Here is a 19,561-nt window from a genome sequence, read left to right as displayed (position 1 = left end):
AACAGCAGTCGCTCGGCGCGGGCGATTCGGTGAATCGGGTCAGGCCAATTCGATGAGATCGCGGTAGGTGTCCGACCAGAAGTCCTCGGTGGCATCGGGCAGCAGCAGCACCCGCTGCGGATTGAGCGCCTCGGCCGCGCCCGGGTCGTGCGTCACGAGCACCACCGAACCGGCGTAACTGCGCAGCGCATCGAGCACCTGCTCGCGCGATGCCGGGTCCAGGTTGTTGGTCGGCTCGTCGAGGAGCAACACGTTGGCGGTCGAGGCGACCAGGCCAGCCAAGGCCAGCCGGGTTTTCTCGCCACCGGACAGGGTGCCGGCGGGCTGATCCAGCTGCGGGCCGGTGAACATGAACGCGCCCAGCAGGCCACGCAGATCCTGCTCGCCCGTGTCCGGGGCGGCGTGCCGGATGTTCTCCCACACCGTCGCCGCGTTGTCGAGAGTGTCGTGCTCCTGCGCGAAGTAACCGATCTTCAGGCCGTAGCCAGGTTCGATACCGCCGGCGTCGGCGGTCTCCACGCCCGCCAGCAGGCGCAACAGCGTCGTCTTACCGGCACCGTTGAGGCCGAGCACTACCACGCGCGAACCCCGGTCGATCGCGAGGTCCACGCCGGTGAAGATCTCCAGCGAGCCGTAGGTCTTGGTCAGACCCTTGACGATGAGCGGCGTTTTGCCGCACGGCGCCGGCGTCGGGAACTTGATCTTGGCGACCTTGTCGGCCACGCGCTCGGCATCGAGCTCGGCGATCATGCGCTCGGCGCGGCGCAACATGTTCTGTGCCGCAACGGCTTTGGTGGCCTTGGCGCCCATCTTGGCAGCCTGGGTCCGCAGCGCGCTGGCCTTCTTCTCGGCGTTGGCGCGCTCGCGGCGGCGGCGCTGCTCGTCGGTGGCGCGGGCGTCCAGGTACTTCTGCCAGCCCATGTTGTAGACGTCGGCCTCGCCACGTACGGCGTCCAGGAACCACACCCGGTTCACCACGTCGGCGAGCAGCTCGACGTCGTGGCTGATCACCACAAGGCCGCCGGTGTGGCTCTGCAGGAACGTGCGCAGCCAGCCGATGGAGTCGGCGTCGAGGTGGTTGGTCGGCTCGTCCAGCAGCAGCGTGGTGTTGGAGCCGGTGCCCTCGGATGCGCCGAACAGGATGCGGGCCAGTTCGATGCGGCGACGTTGACCGCCGGACAGGGTCCGCAGCGGCTGGGTCAGCACCCGGTCCGGCAGGCCCAGGCTGGCGCAGATCCGGCCGGCGTCACTCTCGGCGGCGTACCCGCCCAGGGCCGAAAACCGTTCCTCCAGAACGCCGTACCGGCGCACCGCCTTGTCACGGGCCGCGTCGTCGACGACCTCGGCCATGATGGCCTGCACTTTCTCCAGGTCCGCGAGCAAGGTGTCCAGTCCGCGGGCCGAGAGCACCCGGTCACGGGCCAGGACGTCCAGATCGCCTTCCTTCGGGTCCTGTGGCAGGTATCCGACTTCACCGATCCGCTCGACCGAGCCCGCGTAGGGCTGGCTTTCACCGGCCAGGATGCGCAGCGTGGTGGTCTTGCCGGCGCCGTTGCGGCCGACCAGACCGATCCGGTCGCCCGGCTGGATGCGCAGCGCGGAACCCTCGAAGGCCAGCAACGTGCGCGCTCCGGCGCGGACCTCCAGGTCCGTTGCGGTGATCACGCTGCTGCCTCCTTGGCTGTCGTGCAGGCTTACTTGTCGTCTGTGAAGACCGCGGGTCGTTTCTCGGCGCGCGCGGCAACCGCCTCTTCGAAGTTGGCGGTGAGCAGTCGGATGAAGAGCTGACCCAGGCCTTCGGCCTGCATATGGCTCTCCAGACTACCGGCGTCCAGTCCACTCCAGAGAGTCCGCTTGGTCAACTCGATTCCCGGGCGGGAGAACGAGCCGATGCGCTCGGCCATGTCGAAGCAGGTTTGCAGGAGCTGATCGTCGGCGACGGTCCGCGACACCAGACCGATGCGCTCGGCCTCTTGGGAGTCGATGTCCCGGCCGGTGAGCATCGCCTCGAATGCCCGCGACGTGCCGATGGCCCGCGGCAGCAGATAGGACAGGCCCAGTTCGCTGGCCGTGAGGCCGTTGTTGATGCCCGCGGCGCGGAAGTAGGCACCTTCGGCGGCGACCCGGATGTCGCACGCCAGTGCCAGGCACAGCCCACCGCCGATGGCCGCGCCGTTTACCGCTGCGATCACGGGTTGGTGCAGCTTGCGCAGGGCAAGGATGACGTCGTCGAGCACCTCCATGGAGCGCAGCGCGAACGTCGGGCGGGTCAGCCCGGCCACGTGCGGCACCGACCCGGCCGACTTGTGGTCGGCACCCGACGAGAACCCGCGGCCGGCTCCGGTGAGGACGACCGCGCGCACGTCGTTGTCGTGGTTGATCTCGTCGAGCGCCGCCTTGAGCGGGACCATGACGTCGAAGGCCATGGAGTTCATCCGCTCGGGGCGGTTCAGGGTGACCAGTGCGACGCCTGGGCGCGGCCGGTCGACGAGTACCAGTGGGGTCTGTTCGCTCACGTCCTGCACGCTAGCGGGTGCGCAATGTCACACCCGCCGGCAGTGCAGATTGCTCAGATGTCGGTGGTCGCGCTGTCGTCTGCCATCGCGGCGTCGATGTCGAATTCCTTGATCTGGCTGATGACCTCGTCGAGCTGGTTCGCGGCGAGCATGCCCGAATGACGGAAGACCAGCTGGCCCTTCTTGAACGCCATCAGGGTCGGGATGGCCTGGATCTCGGCCGCGCTGGCCAGACCCTGCTCGGCCTCGGTGTCGACCTTGGCGTGGAAGACGTCGGGGTGCTTCTCGGACGATGCGGTGAACGTCGGGGCGAACGCCCGGCACGGTCCGCACCATGACGCCCAGAAGTCCACCAGCACGATGTCGTTGTCGCCGATGATGCCGTTGAATTCGGCGGCGGTGATGTCTTTGGTGCTCACGCTTCTCCCAACATTGCGATGTACCTGCTTGTTCCCAGTATGTGGTCAGGCCAACCGGGCCAGCGCACTGGCCGCATCGTAGCCATTGAACCCGTCCAGGGTGCCCGTGCGCAGGCGGTTCACCCATCCGGGATCGGCGAGCAGCGCCCGGCCGATCGCGATCATGTCGAACTCAGCGGCGTCGAACTGCTCGACCAACTGGTCCACCGGGCCCGGCTCGATGACCTGGCCGGGCTTCTCGGACCGGAACGCGGTCTGCAGGCCCACCGAGCCGACGGCGATGACGGGCGTCCCGGTGACCTTCTTGGTCCAGCCGGCCAGCGTCAGGGCCGGGTCGACGTCGGGGAACGCCGGCACGTAGTGCCGGCGGGTCGAGGGATGCAGCGCGTCGACGCCGGCATCGACCAGCGGGGCCAGCAGTTCTTGCAGCTGCATCGGATCGTCGACCAACGTCGCGTTGTAGTCCGTGCCCTTCCACTGCGAGAAGCGGTAGATGATCGGGTAGTCCGGGCCGACCGCGGCACGCACCGCCGCAACCACCTCGGCCGGGAAGCGGGTCCGGTTCTCGAGCGAGCCACCGTATTCGTCGGTACGCAGATTCGTTCTGGTCCACAGGAATTGGTCCAGCAGGTAGCCGTGGGCGCCGTGCAATTCGACCGCGTCGAAGCCGACGTCCTTGGCATTGCGGGCCGCCTCGGCGTACCACTGCGCGACGGTAGGCAGCTCATCAGCGGCCAGTGCCCGGCCGATCTGCTCGCCGAGACCGTTCACGCCCGACGGGCTGACCGGGGCCACCCCGTCGCGGTCGCCACGCTCGGCGCCCTGGTGCCAGAGCTGCGCGGCGATGGTCGCGCCGTGGCGGTGCACCGCGCTGGTGACGTTGCGCCAGCCGTCGAGCGCCTCGGCGCCGACCAGCGTCGGGATGTCTTGCGAGCCGGTCGCCGTCGGGTCACCCAGTCGCACGCCTTCGGTGATGATCAGGCCGACGCCGCCGGCAGCCCGGCGGGCGTAGTACTCCGCCACGTCGGGCCCCGGGACGCCTCCGGGCGACGCCTGCCTGGTCATGGGAGCCATCGCGAACCGGTTGGGTACGGTCAGGTTCCGCAGGGCCAGTGGAGCGAAGAGTCCAGATGCATCGACGGTCATGAGCCTATGCAACACCGTGACGGCTCAACCGATTCCGCCGGCGTCCGACTGGCGGGTCGGTTATCGCCTTTTCACGCGGTCTCCGCGTCCGGTGGTGCCACTCGGAGGCTCGGCGGTTGCACCAGCATCAGCAGGTAGCGCCAACTGAAACCCGAACGCTGGCCCGGGATGGCGCACCAGACTCGCTGCACCTCGGCGGACAGTTCGTCGTCCTCGGCGACGGCTCGCAGGTCCGCCGCCGTCGCAATGCCGAGCGCCGAGAACTGCTGTGCGATCTCGGCCAGCGCCACCGCACGCAGCGGCGCGTTCTTGGCCGTCGATGTCGGCCGGCGATTCCCGATGTCGGCGGCCCACTGGTAGGGCCCGCCCACGGCGGCGATGTTCGCGAGCAGCTCCGGCACGCCATCGCGATCGGCGTTCGCGCCCTGCCCGGCCCGAAAAGCGCGGTACCGCGCCACGATATTCTCGACCGTCAGGTGCCGGGCCCCGGTGACGTACATCGCGTCAATCATGCACAGCGCCAGCGAGTTTGGATAATCATCGCCGGGATCGCGCGCAACTTCGCCCGGCCTGATTTCAGAATTCATGGTGCCTCCGTTCCGCATGGACCTGATTGGTCCTCTTGCGGTGGAAGCTAGAGAAGGCGACCGACAAGAACGCCGCCAAAAGATGTCAGAATCGCGAGTTATCCACAGGCAGGGCGTAACTGGAATGCGGTTCCTGTGGAGCACAGGATCGTCGACCCGTACCGCAGCGGGATCGCCCGGCCGAACGTGCCCGAGGTGTTCTGACCGGGGCACGCGATCTGGCATCCCTGCTGCGACGACGCACCATCGGTCCGGAAACAGCCCGTTTCCAGCTCAAACCTCGATGAGCGCCGAGAGGGTCGAGCTCATGGTCGTGATGAGTTGTTCACGGGTGAAGTCCGGCTCATCGAGTACGTACCGCACCGGCAGTGTGCGGGCGATCGTTCCGGCGGCCCAGCATCGCGCTTCGGAGTCGGCGCTGTCGCGGCCCGCGGCAAGAGTGACGAGCCGGAAACTGTCGAAGACGCGACGGTTCAGAACCTCGCGGGCATCGTCGGGGCCTAGCCGCGGCACCTCGTTGAGCAGAACTCGCAGCAGTGACCGATGTGACTCCAGGACCTCCAGTACACGCATGACGGCGGATCCGAACTCGGGCCGGCTGGGTCGGTAGACCCCTGACCGGGGATCGGTGACCACCTCCAGCAGCTCTTCGACGAACCGTTCCAGCACTGCCGCAACGATCGCGTCCTTATCGAGAAAGTACTGATAGAGCGAACCTGGTGACATCTTCGCTCGCTGAGCGATGGCGTTGGTCGATGCGCCGTCGTAGCCTCGCTCCTCCAAGATGCGAGAGGCGGCGTCGATGATCCGCTCCACGGTCTCCCGCGCGCGGTTCTGACGCGGTCGTTTACGCAGGCTATGCACCATGCGTTCAGTCACTGTCCCGCGATTCTATTTGCGAGTTGTATGCGAGCATTCATTCACTTTACCGTCAAGATGTGAATCCGATCACCATTCGTCCTCCGCTTGTCGAACGTCATGACATGACCGCAGCCTGGTTCACCCAGGCGCTGCGCTATGCCGGACTGCTCGGCGATGAGTCGGTCACGACGGTCGAGTCAGCTCCGATCGGTACCGGCCAGGTCGCAGACACCCTGGTGTTCACGTTGACCTATGACACTGCCGATGTCACGGCGCCGAGCAGCCTGATTGCCAAGGTCCCCGCTGCCGACGCCGACAGCCACGCGGCAGCTCTCGCACAGCGCCTGTACGAACGCGAGGTGCGGTTCTACCAAGAACTCCAAGAGCGGACGCTGGTCGTTGCACCGACGCACATCTACAGCGACATCGACACGACCACTGGACGTTTCGTGCTGCTGCTGGAGGATCTGTCGCCTAGTTCCTCAGTCGACCAGCTGGCCGGTTTCACCATCGAGCATGCTCGACGCGCAATGGCGGAGGCGGCGGCGCTGCACGCACCATTGTGGGGAGACGACAGCCTTGACGACACCGATTGGCTCAACCACACCCGCGCGACCGCGCCGATGCTCGCGCAGGTCGTGCCCGCGCTGACCGAGTCGTTTTGCGACCGCTATGGGGGCGACCTGAATCCAACCGCGGTTGAAAAGCTGCGACGCCTCGGCGCGCTCGCACCGACGTTCTGGACCACCCAGCACAGCCCGCTGACGGTGGTGCACGGCGATTTCCGGCCCGACAACATGCTCTTCGACGCCAAGAACGGACAGCATCCGCTGGCCATCGTCGACTGGCAGACCATCGACAGAGGGAACGGCTTGCTTGACGTCGCCTTCCTGCTCGGCACCGCCCTGGACCCGCAGGACCGCCGCGCCCATGAAGAGGAATTGGTCAGGCAGTACTTTGAGGCACTGAAGGCCGGCGGTGTTCGTGGATACGACTGGGCTCAGTGCTGGACCGATTATCGCCGTCACGCCGCCTACGCTGTCTTCTTCTTGGCGCCGGCAGCCATGCTGGTCGAGCGCACTGAACGCGGCGACGAAATGTTCTTGACGATGATTCGTCGGGCCTTGACCCAGATCGCCGATCTGGATACCGAAGCCCTCCTGGAGATGTGAACAGAGACGCCGATGCTGACCCCCTTTGACGACTACCCCATTCATCAGACAGCGCTACCCATCGCGCATGTGGGCAACGGTCACCCTGACCACTACGACCGGTTCTGGTTCAACGGCTACACCGAAGACCTGTATTTCGCGGTTGCCCTAGGGATCTATCCGAATCGCGGCGTGATCGATGCCGCCTTCAGCGTGGTCAGTGACGGCACCCAACGTTCGGTCTTCGCCTCCGGACGGCTACCGCTGGACCGGACGCTCACCGCGATCGGCCCGATCCAGATACAGATCGTGGAGCCACTGCGGACCAACCGCGTCGTGGTCGACGCCCCCGAATACGGGCTGTGCGCCGACCTGACGTTCCATGCCCGCACCGCCGCGTACGAGGAGCCCCGCCAAACCAAGTACCAGGGCACCAGGTTGTTCACCGACATGACGCGGTCATCCCAACTGGGCACCTGGACCGGTGCACTTGCCGCAGGCAAGCGCACGCAGGACCTCGGCGATCAGCCTGTCTACGGCACCAAGGACCGTTCCTGGGGTATCCGTCCCGTCGGCCTGCCCGCACCGGCCGCACCTGAGCCCGGCGCTGGGCAACTGTTCTTCCTCTGGGCGCCATTGAATTTCGATGACATCGGGTTGCATTACATGACCTTCGAAGACGCCGACGGCACGCCCTGGGCGAAAACTGCGGCGGTACTTCCGCTGCTTGCTGACAACGACCCGGTATTCGGATCAGATACCGGCGTCGAACACATCGACATCACGCATTCGATCGACTGGGCACCCGGCCTCCGTCGCTCGAACGGCGCCACCTTGACCGTCGACGGTCGAATCGGTGATCCCCACATCCACCTCGAGCCGCTGCTCACATTCCGGATGAAAGGTGCTGGTTACTTTCATCACCAGTGGTCGCACGGTCGCTGGCACGACGAACTGATAGTCGGTGGCGAGAGCGCCGACCTGGACGAACTGGACAACCTCGACTTCCAGAACATCCACGTACAACAAGTGATGCGCGCCACGTGGGGTGAGCGCACCGGAATCGGCGTCCTCGAACAGCTTGCGATCGGCCCACACGCTCCCAGCGGTTTCACCGACATGTTCGACGGGGCAGATCACCGACCGCGCCAGTAGCCCTCTGCTTCCGCGCCTCCGCCGCCCGATTCCGAGTGAGCGAGGAGCACCGCAAGCGAGGTCCACATCGACCCATCTTCTCCGCGGCGGCATCCGGATTCACGGTGGAGATCAGGGACTGTCCAACTAGACGGTGAAGCCCAGCGCCCGGAGCTGCTCGCGGCCGTCGTCGGTGATCTTGTCCGGACCCCACGGCGGGTTCCAGACCCAGTTCAGCTTGAGGTCGCTGACCAGGCCCGCGCCCACCAGGGCGGACCGCGACTGGTCCTCGATCACGTCGGTCAACGGACAGGCCGCCGACGTCAGCGTCATGTCGAGCTTCACGACAGTGCCTTCGTCGCCCTCTTCGAGCGTCATGCCGTAGACGAGCCCCAGATCGACGACGTTGATGCCGAGCTCGGGGTCGACGACGTCGCGCATGGCCTCTTCGACGGCGTCGAGCAGCTGGGGGTCGTCGACCACGTTGGCCGTGGTGGTTCCCTCGGGTGTGCCTTCAGTCATCACTTACCCTCCGCATTGGTGCCGACAGCTGCCAGCACAGTCTCTGATGCACTCGCCTCGGCGAGCGCGGCTTTGAACGCAGTCCAGCCCAGCAGCGCGCATTTCACCCGTGCCGGGTACTTGGCGACACCGGCGAACGCGATGCCGTCACCCAGCACATCTTCGTCCCCCTCGACGTTGCCGCGGGAGGAAATCATCTCGGTGAATGCACCGACGGTCTTGAGCGCCTCGTCGACGCTCTGGCCGATCACCTGATCGGTCAGCACCGACGTCGACGCCTGGCTGATCGAGCAGCCCTGCCCGTCATACGAGATGTCGGCGACGGTCTCGCCGTCGTCGGACAGCGTCACGCGCAGCGTCACCTCGTCACCGCACGTCGGGTTGACGTGGTGCACCTGCGCGCCGAACGGTTCCCGCAGCCCACGGTGATGCGGGTGCTTGTAGTGGTCCAGGATCACTTCCTGGTACATCTGTTCCATTCTCATGCAAAGAACTCCACAGCGCGTTTGACGCCGGCGACCAGCCGGTCGACCTCGTCGAGGGTGTTGTAGACCGCGAACGACGCCCGGGCCGTCGCGGCGATACCGAATCGCCGGTGCAGCGGGGCCGCGCAGTGATGACCGACCCGGACCGCGATGCCTTCGTCGTCGAGGATCTGGCCGACGTCGTGGGCGTGCACTCCGTCGAGCACAAAACTCACGGGCGAACCGCGGTGCTCGGTGGTGGTCGGTCCGATGATCCGCACCTGCGGAATCTGAGTCAGCCCGTCGAGCGTGGCAGCCACCAACTCGGCTTCATGCGCCTCGACGGCCGCCATCCCGATCGCGTCGAGATACCGTGCGGCAGCAGCCAATCCGACGACCTGCGAGGTCATCGGGGTGCCGGCCTCGAACCGCTGCGGTGGCGGGGCGTAGGTCACCGACTCCATGGTGACGGTCTCGATCATCGATCCGCCGGTGAGGAACGGAGGCAACGCGTTCAGCAGCGCACGACGGCCGTACAACACACCGATTCCAGTGGGTCCCAACATCTTGTGACCCGAGAACGCGGCGAAGTCGACGTCGAGAGCATGGAAGTCGATCGGCTGGTGCGGCACCGACTGGCAGGCGTCCAGCACGGTCAACGCGCCGACGGCCTTGGCCCGCGACACCAGTTCGGCGACCGGCGCGATGGCGCCGGTGACGTTCGAATGATGGGTGAAAGCAACGACTTTCACCCGATCATCGAGCTGCAGCGAATCCAGGTCGATGCGGCCGTCGTCGGTCACGCCGTACCAGCGCAGCTCGGCGCCGGTCCGGCGGGCCAGCTCCTGCCACGGAATCAGGTTGGCGTGATGCTCCAGTTCCGTGGTGACGATGACGTCCCCCGGCCCGACCACGCGGTCGAACCGGCTGTCCCCCACCGCATACGACACCAGGTTCAGCGCCTCGGTGGCGTTCTTGGTGAACACCAGCTCGTCGTCATCGGCACCGACGAACGACGCGATGTCCGCGCGCCCTTGTTCGTAGGCGTCGGTGGACTCCTCCATCAGCTGGTGCGCACCGCGGTGCACCGCGCCGTTGGAGGTGGTCAGGAACTGCCGCTCGGCATCGAGGACCTGCAGCGGCTTCTGCGACGTGGCCCCGGAATCCAGGTACGCCAACGTGTTTCCGCCGCGCATGACCCGACTGAGGATCGGGAAGTCGGCCCTGATCCGCGTCAGGTCGAGATCAACCGACGCGGTCATGTCAGGCCTCGGCAGCCGCAGCGGTGTAACGCTCGTAGCCGTGCTCTTCGAGCTCGTCGGCCAGCTCCGGACCACCGGACGTGACGATCCGGCCGTCGAAGAAGACGTGCACGAACTGCGGACGGATGTAGCGCAGGATGCGGGTGTAGTGCGTGATCAGCAGGACGCCGCCGTGCTCGGCCTCGGCGTACCGGTTGACACCCTCGGACACCACGCGCAGCGCGTCGACGTCCAGGCCCGAGTCGGTCTCGTCGAGGATGGCGATCTTCGGCTTCAGCAGGCCCAGCTGCAGGATCTCGTGGCGCTTCTTCTCACCACCGGAGAAACCTTCGTTGACGCTGCGCTCACCGAACGCCGGGTCGATGTCCAGCTCGGACATGGCGGTCTTGACCTCTTTGACCCAGTGGCGCAGCTTGGGGGCCTCGCCACGGACCGCGGTCGCCGCGGTGCGCAGGAAGTTCGACATCGAGACGCCGGGCACCTCGACCGGGTACTGCATGGCCAGGAACAGGCCGGCGCGGGCGCGCTCGTCGACGTTCATCTCCAGCACGTCCTCGCCATCGAGGGTGATGGACCCGGAGGTGACGGTGTACTTGGGATGGCCGGCGATGGCGTACGACAGCGTCGACTTGCCAGAACCGTTGGGGCCCATGACCGCGTGGGTCTCGCCCGACTTCACGGTCAGGTTCACGCCCTTGAGGATCGGGACGTCGGCACCGTCGGGTGCGGTGACCGAGACGTGCAGGTCCTTGATTTCCAGTGTGGTCATGAGTTGTTGCGTCCTTCAGTCAGTTCAAGTTCGTGTTCGATGGCGGCGGTCAGGCGGTCGCGGACTTCGGGCACGGCGATCTTCTGGATGATCTCGCCGAAGAAGCCCCGGACCACCAGGCGGCGGGCCTGGTCCTCGGGGATACCGCGGGCCTGCAGGTAGAACAGCTGCTCGTCGTCGAAACGTCCGGTGGCACTGGCGTGTCCGGCGCCGACGATCTCGCCGGTCTCGATCTCCAGGTTGGGCACCGAGTCGGCGCGCGCGCCGTCGGTGAGCACCAGGTTGCGGTTCACCTCGAAGGTGTCGGTACCCGTGGCCGCGGCGCGGATCAGCACGTCGCCGATCCACACGGTGTGGGCATCGGGCTTCTTCGAATCCGGATCCCCTTGCAGCGCACCCTTGTACAACACGCTGGAGCGGCAGTTCGGCTGCGCGTGGTCGACCAGCAGGCGCGACTCGAAGTGCTGGCCGTCGTCCGCGAAGTACAGACCCAGCATCTCGGCGTCGCCGCCGGGAGCGAGGTAGCGGGTCCGCGAGGTCAGGCGCACGACGTCGCCGCCGAGGGTGACCGCGATGTGCCGCAGCACGGCGTCCTTGCCCAGGGTCGCGTGGTGGGTGCTGATGTTCACCGCGTCGTCGGCCCAGTCGGCGATCGACACGACGGTCAGGCGGGCCGCGTCACCGACGACGAATTCGATGTTGTCGGCGTAGGTTCCGCTGCCGGTCTGGTCGATGACCACGACGGCCTCGCCGAGTTCGGCGACCCGCAGCTGCAGGTGGCCGTACGCGGTCTTGCCCTCGCCGGGGCCGGCGATGGTGATCTCGACGGGCTCGGCGACCTGGACGTCGCGGCCGACCGACACCACGGTCGCCTCGGCGAACGACGAATAAGCCTGGGCCGCAACCCGGTCCGCGGGCACACCGCCCTGGCCCAGACGCTCGTCATCGCGACCGACGGTCTCGACGGTGACGCCGTCGCGCTCCGAAACCTCAACGCGCGCAGCGCCGGTGGCGACCGCGGAGCCGTCGTGCAGACCGTGCAGGCGCTTCAGCGGGGTGAACCGCCACAGCTCGTCACGGCCGTGCGGCACCTCAAAAGCGTTGACGTCGTAGGACGTGAACAGCTCACCCTTATTGGTGACAATGCCCTCAACGGGTTCAGTCAAACTCACTATCCGACAGCGCCTTCCATCTGCAGCTCGATCAACCGGTTCAGCTCGAGCGCGTATTCCATTGGCAGTTCCTTGGCGATGGGCTCGACAAAGCCGCGCACCACCATCGCCATGGCCTCGTCCTCGGTCAGACCGCGGCTCATCAGATAGAACATCTGATCCTCGCTGACCTTCGAGACGGTGGCCTCGTGACCCATCGTGACGTCGTCCTCGCGGATGTCGACGTACGGGTACGTATCCGAGCGGCTGATGTTGTCGACAAGCAGCGCATCGCATTTCACGCTCGACTTGGAGCCGTGCGCGCCCTTGTTGATCTGGATCAGTCCGCGGTAAGACGACCGGCCGCCACCACGGGCCACCGACTTCGACACGATGTTGCTCGACGTGTTCGGCGCCAGGTGCACCATCTTGGCGCCGGTGTCCTGGTGCTGGCCTTCGCCTGCGAACGCCACCGAGAGCACCTCACCCTTGGCGTGCTCGCCGGTCATCCAGACCGCCGGGTACTTCATGGTGACCTTGGAACCGATGTTGCCGTCGATCCACTCCATGGTGGCGCCGGCCTCGGCGCGGGCCCGCTTGGTGACCAGGTTGTAGACGTTGTTCGACCAGTTCTGGATGGTCGTGTACCGAACGCGCGCACCGGGTTTCACCACGATCTCGACGACGGCCGAGTGCAGCGAGTCCGACTTGTAGATCGGCGCGGTACAACCCTCCACGTAGTGCACGTAGGAGCCTTCGTCGGCGATGATCAGCGTCCGCTCGAACTGGCCCATGTTCTCGGTGTTGATCCGGAAGTAGGCCTGCAGCGGGATGTCGACGTGCACGCCGGGCGGCACGTAGATGAACGAGCCACCCGACCACACGGCGGAGTTCAGCGCCGAGAACTTGTTGTCACCGGCCGGGATCACGGTGCCGAAGTACTTCTTGAAGATCTCCGGGTGCTCCCGCAGTGCCGAATCGGTGTCCAGGAAGATGACGCCCAGCGCCTCGAGGTCTTCGCGGATCTGGTGGTAAACGACCTCGGATTCGTACTGCGCGGCGACACCGGACACCAGGCGCTGCTTCTCGGCCTCCGGGATGCCCAGGCGGTCGTAGGTGTTCTTGATATCGGCCGGCAGGTCGTCCCAGGTCGCTGCCTGCTTCTCGGTGGACCGCACGAAGTACTTGATGTTGTCGAAGTCGATGCCGTCGAGGTCACTGCCCCAGCGCGGCATGGGCTTCTTGTCGAAGATGTGCAGCGACTTCAGCCGGAAGTCGAGCATCCACTCCGGCTCGTTCTTCTTCGACGAGATGTCGCGGACGACAGCCTCATTCAGCCCACGGGTCGCGGCGGCGCCTGCGGCATCACTGTCAGCCCAGCCGTAGCCGTAAGTGCCCAGGGAGGCAATGGTCTCCTCCTGGGTCAACTGTTCCGGGGTGGTCGTCATTGCGACACTCCTTCTTCTTGGGTCGCGGTGTGGATGGGATGGGCTGCGTGCTCAGGGGTCACGGGGACGTGCGTCGTACACGCACAATCCCCGTTGACGATGGTGGCCAGGCGCTGCACGTGCGTACCGAGCACCTCGGCGAACGCTTCACGTTCGGCGTCGCACAGTTCGGGGAACTCCTCGGCGACATGCGAGACCGGGCAGTGGTGCTGACAGATCTGCACCCCGCCGATGGGTCCGGTCACCGGAGTGGTCGTGGTGGCGTAGCCGGCCTGGGTCAATGCCGCGGCCAGCTGGTCCGCGGTATCGGCGATGTCCGGTGTCGTGGTGACGCCGGACAGGATCGAGTCGATACGACGACGGGCGAACGTCCGGATGGCGTCGTCACCACCGATCTCGCGCAGCTGGCGCATGGCGGCCGCGGCGAGGTCGTCGTAGGTGTGGCCGAGTTTGGCGCGTCCCGCGGCGGTCAGCCGGTACCGCTTGGCGGGCCGGCCGCGGCCGTTGTGCTGCCACGCGGCGGCAGCGCTGGATTCCGCGTCGCCGGCGTCGATCAGCGCGTCGAGATGCCGCCGGACTCCGGCGGCGGAGATGCCGAGGTGCTCACCGATCTGGGTCGCGGTAACCGCGCCTTCCAGCAGCAATTGCACGATCGCCGACCGGGTGTGTCCGTCTGAGACGGCCGTCGCCGACGTCACCGCGGTCGCGGTGCCGACAGCTCCGAGCGCTTCGGACGGCAATTTCACAACACCATTGTGACGGAATTCGGAACCCGAATCTAGGAAGGTAACCCTTATCACCGCCGCCGCGGACTTGGGCGATCCAGAATCGGCCTACGGCTAATCTGCTCTGATGCCCGACCGCCTTCAGCATCTGAGCACGGCCGTCGCGCATTGGCACGCCGACGAGCCGCCCGTCGCCTCCCCGCTCAACGCGTCCGAGGTCGCCTCGCTGCGCCGGACCCGGCGGTTCGGCGCCACCGGAACGGTACTGATGGCCATCGGTGCTCTCGGCGCCGGCGCCCGGCCCGTCGTGCAGGATCCGACGTTCGGGGTGCGCCTGCTCAACCTGCCGTCGCGCATCCAGACCGTCTCGCTGACCATGACGACCACCGGTGCCGTCATGATGGCGCTGGCCTGGCTCATGTTGGGGCGCTACACGCTGGGCAAACGCCGCATGTCCCGCAGCCAACTGGACCAGACGCTGATGCTGTGGGCCCTACCCCTGCTGATCGCGCCGCCGATGTACAGCAAGGACGTGTACTCCTACCTGGCGCAGAGTCAGATCGCCAGCATCGGCCTGGACCCATACCGCGTCGGCCCGGCCACGGGCCTCGGGCTCGGCCACGTCTTCACTTTGACGGTGCCGAGCCTGTGGAGGGAAACCCCGGCCCCGTACGGCCCGCTGTTCTTATGGATCGGACGCGGCATCTCCGAGCTGACGGGCGACAACATCGTCGCCGGAGTGCTCTCGCACCGGTTGGTCGTGCTGCTGGGCGTCGCAGCCACCGTGTGGGCAACCCCGCGCCTGGCCCGCCGCTGCGGCGTCGGCGAGGTGAGCGCCCTGTGGCTGGGACCGTGTAATCCGCTGCTCTTCATGCACCTCATCGCCGGTATCCACAACGAGGCGCCGATGCTCGGGCTGATGCTCGCCGGCACCGAATTCGCCATGCGGGGCATCGATTCCGGCCGGCCCCTCATCCCCCGGCCGCTGAGCTGGCCGCGGCACCGTGAGGACTGGGCCGCCTGGTGGCCACTGGCGATGCTGTTCACCGGCACGGTGCTCATCGCCATGTCGTCCCAGATCAAGCTGCCGTCCCTGCTGGCGCTGGGGTTCGTGGCCATGGCCCTCGCGCGCCGGCTCGGCGGGACGGTCAAGGCCTTCTTCCAAGCCTGCGTGCCGTTGGGCGTGGTCGCGCTGGCGGTCATGGCGCTCATCGGCTGGGCCAGCGGCCTCGGCTTCGGCTGGCTGTTCACCCTCGGCACCGCGAACGTGGTGCGGTCCTGGATGTCTCCGCCGACACTGGTCGCGCTCGGGACCGGACAGGTCGGCATCCTGCTGGGGCTGGGCGACCACACCACCGCGGTGCTCGGGCTGACCCGTGGGATCGGCGTCTTCGTCATCGGCGTGCTGGTGAGCTGGCTGCTGCTGTCGGTGCTGCGCGGCCGGCTGCATCCGCTCGGCGGCCTCGGGGTCGCCATGGGTGCGACGGTTCTGCTGTTCCCCGTCGTGCAGCCCTGGTACCTGCTGTGGGCGATCATCCCGCTGGCCTGCTGGGCCACCCGGCCGGGCTTCCGCGGCACGACCATCGTGGTGACGTTCGTCGTCGGCGTCTTCGGCCCGACGGCCAACGGAGACCGGTTCGCGCTGTTCCAGATCCTCGATGCCACGCTGGCCAGCACCGTCATCGTGGTGCTGCTGATCGCGCTGACCCGCAATCGCCTGCCGTGGCGCGGATTGCCGGATTCAGACGATGGTGACGCCCCTGGTAGCGCCGCTGCCAGGCCCGACGCTTACGCTGAATCCCCGTGAGTTCCACTGAGACGCCCGTATTGCTGCGCGGCGTCAGTAAGCGCTACGGCGAGATCCAGGCCGTGAACAACCTGGATCTCGAGGTGCAGCGCGCCGAGGTGCTGGCCCTGCTCGGACCCAACGGTGCCGGTAAGACCACCACCGTCGAGATGTGCGAAGGCTTCATCAAACCCGACTCGGGCGCCATCTCGATCCTGGGCCTCGACCCGACCGCCGACAACGCCAAGCTGCGCGCACGCATCGGCGTGATGCTGCAGGGCGGCGGCGGCTACCCCGCCGCCAAGGCCGGCGAGATGCTGAACCTGGTCGCGGCGTACTCGGCCAATCCGCTCGATCCGCAGTGGCTGATGGACACCCTCGGCCTGACCGAGGCCGCCCGCACCACCTACCGCCGGCTGTCCGGTGGCCAGCAGCAGCGCCTGGCACTGGCCTGCGCCATCGTCGGACGCCCCGAGCTGGTGTTCCTCGACGAACCCACCGCCGGCATGGACGCCCACGCCCGAATCGTGGTGTGGGAGTTGATCGAAGGCCTGCGCCGCGACGGCGTGACCGTCGTGCTCACCACGCACCAGCTGACCGAGGCCGAGGAACTGGCCGACCGCATCGTCATCATCGACCACGGCGCCGCGGTGGCGGCAGGCACGCCCGCCGACCTGATGCGCGGTGGCGCCGAGAACCAGTTGCGCTTCTCCGCACCGCCCAAGCTGGATCTGTCGCTGTTGGTCTCCGCGCTGCCCGAGGACTACCGCGCCAGCGAAGCCGCCAGCGGCGAGTACCTCGTCGAAGGGCACATCGACCCGCAGGTGCTGGCCACCGTCACCGCCTGGGCCGCCCGCCTGAACGTGCTCGCCACTGACATGCGCGTCGAGCAGCGCAGCCTCGAGGACGTGTTCCTCGACCTGACCGGACGGGAGCTGCGGCCGTGACAACCGAGACGAACCGGTTCGCACCGGGGACCTTCACCCCGGACCCGACGCCCGCGCCGATCCCCGCGATGTTGGCGGCGCAGTACGGCCTGGAGCTCAAGCTGCTGCTGCGCAACGGCGAGCAGTTGCTGCTGACGATGTTCATCCCGATCACGCTGCTGGTCGGGCTCACGCTGCTGCCGATCGGCTCGCTCGGCGATCACCGCCCGGGGACGTTCACGCCGCCGATCATGGCGCTGGCGGTGATCTCCACCGCGTTCACCGGACAGGCCATCGCCGTCGCGTTCGATCGGCGCTACGGCGCACTGAAGCGCCTCGGCGCCACCGCGCTGCCGGTGTGGGGCATCATCGCCGGCAAGTCGCTGGCCGTGGTCACCACGGTGTTTCTGCAGTCAGTTGTGTTGGGCGGCATCGGTATTGCGCTGGGTTGGCGGCCGAGCCCGCTCAGCCTGCTGCTGGGCGCTGTGGTCATCGCAATCGGCACCGCCTCGTTCGCCGCGCTGGGCCTGCTCCTCGGCGGGACGCTGAAAGCCGAGATTGTGCTGGCCCTGGCGAACCTGTTGTGGTTCATCCTGGCCGGCCTGGGTGCCTTGACCATCGAGCACCGCGTGGTCCCCGAGGCCTTGCGCTGGGTGGCCCGGCTGACGCCGTCAGGCGCGCTGACCGAGGCTCTCACGCAGGCGATGACGCTGTCGGTGGACTGGTTCGGCATCGCGGTACTGGCCGCCTGGGGCGTGATCGCCGGGCTCGCCGCGATGCGCTGGTTCCGGTTCAGCTGACGGGCGCAGACCCTCTACTACAAGCGGTAGTTAGCCGTCACCTACGCTTGGACCGTGTTTCGCCGCCTGGTTGATCTGCTGCCCGACCCGAGCTTGCGTGCGCAGCGCCTGATCGCCGCGCTCGTCGTCCTGACTCAGGCCGGTATCGCCGTCACGGGTTCTGTCGTCCGCGTGACCGCATCCGGCCTCGGGTGCCCGACCTGGCCGCAGTGCTTCCCGGGCAGCTTCGTCCCGATCGCGCACCCCGCGGTGCCGCGAATCCACCAGGCCGTCGAGTTCGGCAACCGGATGATCACCTTCGCCGTCGTGATCACCGCGATCGCCGCCGTACTTGCCGTCACCCGGGCGCGGCGCCGGCGCGAGGTCCTCGTCTACGCCTGGCTGATGCCGGCGTCGACGGTGCTGCAGGCGGTGATGGGCGGCATCACGGTGCTCACCGGCCTCCTCTGGTGGACCGTCGCCATCCACCTGATCGCGTCGATGCTGATGGTGTGGCTGGCAGTGCTGCTCTACGTGAAGATCGGCGAGCCCGATCAGGGCGTGACCCGCACGACGGTGCCCAAAGCACTGCGCGGCCTGACTGCACTCAGTGCGACGGTGCTGTCTCTCGTGCTGGTGACGGGGACGTTGGTGACCGGAGCCGGGCCACATGCCGGCGACAAGAGCATCGAACGGCCCGTTGCACGACTTCAGGTCGAGATCACCACGCTCGTGCACGCGCACTCGTCGTTGTTGTGGATCTATCTCTCGCTGCTGGTCGGTCTGGGCTTCGGCCTGGTCGCCGTCGGTGCGCCGGCCGCTGTCCGCAAGCGCCTGCTGGTTCTGGTGGCAGTGGTGTGCGCACAGGGCACGATCGGCGTCGTGCAGTTCTTCACCGGGGTCCCGGCGGTTCTCGTCGCATTCCACGTGGCGGGCGCCGCCGCCTGCACGGCGTGCACCGCCGCGCTATGGGCGTCGATGCGGCAGCGGACCGAGGTCGAGCCGCTCCAGGGCTGACTCGACGCCGACGGCGAATTGCCGTTGCGCCAAAGCCCGTTCGGGTTCGGCCAGTTGTCGCCAGCCCAGCCCTGGCTCGACCAATTCCAGCTCGAGCAACCGCGGGTCCCGACGGTCGCCGATGACGTCCACCCGGGCGTACAGGAATTCCGTCGGCTCGATGCCGAGATGGGCGGCCGCGGCAGCCAGCGTTGCGTAGCCGACGTCCCACAATTCGAAGTCCGGGTCAGCCGGTTGCAGCTGTTCCTCGGCGTAGGTGCCGGAATCGTGCATCTCCAGACTGCCGCCGGGCGGCGGCAAGATCGGCCCCTTGATGAAGGCGTGCGACTGCTTGCCGGCCAGGAACACCAGTGCGGTCTCCCCTGCCTCGATGCGCTCGTCGTAGGGCTGGATCAGCGCGGTGCGGCCGTCGGACTGTAGTGCGGCAGCATGCTCAGCGGCCGCGGCAGCATCGGTGAACCGTTGCGCCCCAACCGAACCGGCACCCACCGCGGGCTTGACCACCACCTCGCCGCGGGGCACCGACACCGACTCCCCCGGCGCGAAGAAACCGCTGGGCACCGTCGGCACCCCGGCGGCCGCCAGATCGGCCAGGTACCGCTTGTCGGTGTTCCACGCGACCACCTCGGGCGCGTTCAGCAGATTGCGCACCTTCTTCGTCCACGTCAGGAATTCGTCGTGTCGCTCGGTGTAGTCCCAGGTGGCCCGCAGGATCACCAGATCGGCCTGCAGTGTGGCCGGGTCATCCCAGGCCAGCCAGTGGGCATGCAAACCGCGGTCGCGCAACGCCCTGACCAACCCGTCGTCGTCTCCGTCGCCTTCGACGAGAGCCTGACAACCTGCCAAAACGACACGGGGATGACGGATATCGGGCCGCGCGAGTTTCACGTTGGAATGA

Annotated in this window: 20 protein-coding genes; 6 read left to right on the top strand and 14 right to left on the bottom strand. The window is 67.1% G+C overall.

The window, feature by feature from the left end; translation table 11 throughout:
- Window positions 1–39: 39 nt before the first annotated feature.
- The 6 genes from AC1U2B_RS21405 to AC1U2B_RS21380 all read right to left on the bottom strand — a co-directional run bounded on the left by AC1U2B_RS21405 (window position 40) and on the right by AC1U2B_RS21380 (window position 5,547).
- Complete coding sequence (locus AC1U2B_RS21405; protein ID WP_043396406.1) at window positions 40–1,665, bottom strand: ABC-F family ATP-binding cassette domain-containing protein; 1,626 nt, start codon at window positions 1,663–1,665, stop codon at window positions 40–42.
- 29 nt (window positions 1,666–1,694) lie between these two features.
- Window positions 1,695–2,525 carry an enoyl-CoA hydratase gene (locus AC1U2B_RS21400; protein WP_480218365.1) on the bottom strand — a complete coding sequence of 277 codons (831 nt, stop codon included), beginning with the start codon at window positions 2,523–2,525 and terminating at the stop codon, window positions 1,695–1,697.
- A 44-nt stretch (window positions 2,526–2,569) separates the two neighbouring features.
- On the bottom strand, window positions 2,570–2,935 hold the full coding sequence (gene trxA, locus AC1U2B_RS21395) for a thioredoxin (protein ID WP_480218364.1): 366 nt from the start codon (window positions 2,933–2,935) through the stop codon (window positions 2,570–2,572).
- A gap of 45 nt (window positions 2,936–2,980) precedes the next feature.
- Window positions 2,981–4,081: an NADH:flavin oxidoreductase gene (locus tag AC1U2B_RS21390; RefSeq protein WP_480218363.1), complete on the bottom strand. Its 1,101-nt coding sequence runs from the start codon at window positions 4,079–4,081 to the stop codon at window positions 2,981–2,983.
- 71 nt (window positions 4,082–4,152) lie between these two features.
- On the bottom strand, window positions 4,153–4,668 hold the full coding sequence (locus tag AC1U2B_RS21385; RefSeq protein WP_480218362.1) for a DUF8548 family protein: 516 nt from the start codon (window positions 4,666–4,668) through the stop codon (window positions 4,153–4,155).
- Between the two features lie 273 nt (window positions 4,669–4,941).
- The gene (locus AC1U2B_RS21380; protein ID WP_480218361.1) at window positions 4,942–5,547 is read right to left on the bottom strand and encodes a TetR/AcrR family transcriptional regulator; all 606 of its coding nucleotides are present in this window, start codon (window positions 5,545–5,547) and stop codon (window positions 4,942–4,944) included.
- Window positions 5,548–5,570: 23 nt separating this feature from the next.
- Between AC1U2B_RS21380 and AC1U2B_RS21375 the strand changes: the two genes are divergently transcribed.
- Window positions 5,571–6,701: a phosphotransferase gene (locus AC1U2B_RS21375; RefSeq protein WP_480218360.1), complete on the top strand. Its 1,131-nt coding sequence runs from the start codon at window positions 5,571–5,573 to the stop codon at window positions 6,699–6,701.
- 12 nt (window positions 6,702–6,713) lie between these two features.
- Window positions 6,714–7,835 (top strand): Rv3169 family protein, encoded by a 1,122-nt coding sequence (locus tag AC1U2B_RS21370; protein ID WP_480218359.1) that lies wholly within the window; start codon window positions 6,714–6,716, stop codon window positions 7,833–7,835.
- 126 nt (window positions 7,836–7,961) lie between these two features.
- Here AC1U2B_RS21370 and AC1U2B_RS21365 read toward each other — a convergent pair whose 3' ends face one another.
- From AC1U2B_RS21365 to AC1U2B_RS21335, 7 genes are read right to left on the bottom strand one after another with little or no spacing between them, the layout of a single operon-like run.
- On the bottom strand, window positions 7,962–8,336 hold the full coding sequence (locus tag AC1U2B_RS21365) for a metal-sulfur cluster assembly factor (RefSeq protein WP_043987415.1): 375 nt from the start codon (window positions 8,334–8,336) through the stop codon (window positions 7,962–7,964).
- Window positions 8,336–8,821 (bottom strand): Fe-S cluster assembly sulfur transfer protein SufU, encoded by a 486-nt coding sequence (sufU, locus tag AC1U2B_RS21360; protein WP_133763153.1) that lies wholly within the window; start codon window positions 8,819–8,821, stop codon window positions 8,336–8,338. The genes AC1U2B_RS21365 and sufU overlap by 1 nt, the downstream gene beginning before the upstream one ends.
- Complete coding sequence (locus AC1U2B_RS21355) at window positions 8,818–10,062, bottom strand: cysteine desulfurase (protein ID WP_480218358.1); 1,245 nt, start codon at window positions 10,060–10,062, stop codon at window positions 8,818–8,820. Before AC1U2B_RS21355 ends, sufU begins: the two co-directional genes overlap by 4 nt.
- 1 nt (window position 10,063) lies before the next feature.
- Window positions 10,064–10,831: a Fe-S cluster assembly ATPase SufC gene (gene sufC / locus AC1U2B_RS21350; protein ID WP_480218357.1), complete on the bottom strand. Its 768-nt coding sequence runs from the start codon at window positions 10,829–10,831 to the stop codon at window positions 10,064–10,066.
- A complete protein-coding gene (gene sufD, locus AC1U2B_RS21345) occupies window positions 10,828–12,006 on the bottom strand; it encodes a Fe-S cluster assembly protein SufD (protein ID WP_480218595.1) in 1,179 nt (392 codons plus the stop codon). The genes sufC and sufD overlap by 4 nt, the downstream gene beginning before the upstream one ends.
- A complete protein-coding gene (gene sufB, locus AC1U2B_RS21340; protein WP_043396424.1) occupies window positions 12,003–13,430 on the bottom strand; it encodes a Fe-S cluster assembly protein SufB in 1,428 nt (475 codons plus the stop codon). Before sufB ends, sufD begins: the two co-directional genes overlap by 4 nt.
- On the bottom strand, window positions 13,427–14,176 hold the full coding sequence (locus AC1U2B_RS21335) for a helix-turn-helix transcriptional regulator (RefSeq protein ID WP_480218356.1): 750 nt from the start codon (window positions 14,174–14,176) through the stop codon (window positions 13,427–13,429). The genes sufB and AC1U2B_RS21335 overlap by 4 nt, the downstream gene beginning before the upstream one ends.
- A 106-nt stretch (window positions 14,177–14,282) precedes the next feature.
- Between AC1U2B_RS21335 and mptB the strand changes: the two genes are divergently transcribed.
- The 4 genes from mptB to AC1U2B_RS21315 are packed head-to-tail and all read left to right on the top strand — an operon-like array spanning window position 14,283 to window position 18,663.
- Window positions 14,283–15,962 (top strand): polyprenol phosphomannose-dependent alpha 1,6 mannosyltransferase MptB, encoded by a 1,680-nt coding sequence (gene mptB / locus AC1U2B_RS21330; protein WP_480218355.1) that lies wholly within the window; start codon window positions 14,283–14,285, stop codon window positions 15,960–15,962.
- Window positions 15,959–16,888, top strand: a complete 930-nt coding sequence (locus tag AC1U2B_RS21325) for an ABC transporter ATP-binding protein (protein WP_043987409.1) — start codon at window positions 15,959–15,961, stop codon at window positions 16,886–16,888. The genes mptB and AC1U2B_RS21325 overlap by 4 nt, the downstream gene beginning before the upstream one ends.
- Window positions 16,885–17,667 (top strand): ABC transporter permease, encoded by a 783-nt coding sequence (locus tag AC1U2B_RS21320; protein ID WP_260972619.1) that lies wholly within the window; start codon window positions 16,885–16,887, stop codon window positions 17,665–17,667. The genes AC1U2B_RS21325 and AC1U2B_RS21320 overlap by 4 nt, the downstream gene beginning before the upstream one ends.
- Window positions 17,668–17,721: 54 nt before the next feature.
- On the top strand, window positions 17,722–18,663 hold the full coding sequence (locus AC1U2B_RS21315) for a COX15/CtaA family protein (RefSeq protein ID WP_480218354.1): 942 nt from the start codon (window positions 17,722–17,724) through the stop codon (window positions 18,661–18,663).
- Here AC1U2B_RS21315 and AC1U2B_RS21310 read toward each other — a convergent pair.
- Window positions 18,613–19,551: an ATP-grasp domain-containing protein gene (locus tag AC1U2B_RS21310; protein WP_480218353.1), complete on the bottom strand. Its 939-nt coding sequence runs from the start codon at window positions 19,549–19,551 to the stop codon at window positions 18,613–18,615. The two genes, AC1U2B_RS21315 and AC1U2B_RS21310, sit on opposite strands and share 51 nt — an antisense overlap.
- Window positions 19,552–19,561: the final 10 nt, after the last annotated feature.

The organism is Mycolicibacterium sp. P4_G11 (assembly GCF_056555145.1).
Note: the sequence above shows the minus strand (reverse complement) of the source record. Positions and strands in the feature narration are given on the sequence as shown.

Coding starts and splice junctions, on each gene's coding strand:
- sufB (WP_043396424.1), bottom strand. CDS start 13,430: ATGACGACCACCCCGGAACAGTTGACCCAGGAGGAGACCATTGCCTCC.
- mptB (WP_480218355.1), top strand. CDS start 14,283: ATGCCCGACCGCCTTCAGCATCTGAGCACGGCCGTCGCGCATTGGCAC.
- AC1U2B_RS21390 (WP_480218363.1), bottom strand. CDS start 4,081: ATGACCGTCGATGCATCTGGACTCTTCGCTCCACTGGCCCTGCGGAAC.
- sufU (WP_133763153.1), bottom strand. CDS start 8,821: ATGAGAATGGAACAGATGTACCAGGAAGTGATCCTGGACCACTACAAG.
- sufC (WP_480218357.1), bottom strand. CDS start 10,831: ATGACCACACTGGAAATCAAGGACCTGCACGTCTCGGTCACCGCACCC.
- AC1U2B_RS21355 (WP_480218358.1), bottom strand. CDS start 10,062: ATGACCGCGTCGGTTGATCTCGACCTGACGCGGATCAGGGCCGACTTC.
- AC1U2B_RS21365 (WP_043987415.1), bottom strand. CDS start 8,336: ATGACTGAAGGCACACCCGAGGGAACCACCACGGCCAACGTGGTCGAC.
- AC1U2B_RS21370 (WP_480218359.1), top strand. CDS start 6,714: ATGCTGACCCCCTTTGACGACTACCCCATTCATCAGACAGCGCTACCC.
- AC1U2B_RS21385 (WP_480218362.1), bottom strand. CDS start 4,668: ATGAATTCTGAAATCAGGCCGGGCGAAGTTGCGCGCGATCCCGGCGAT.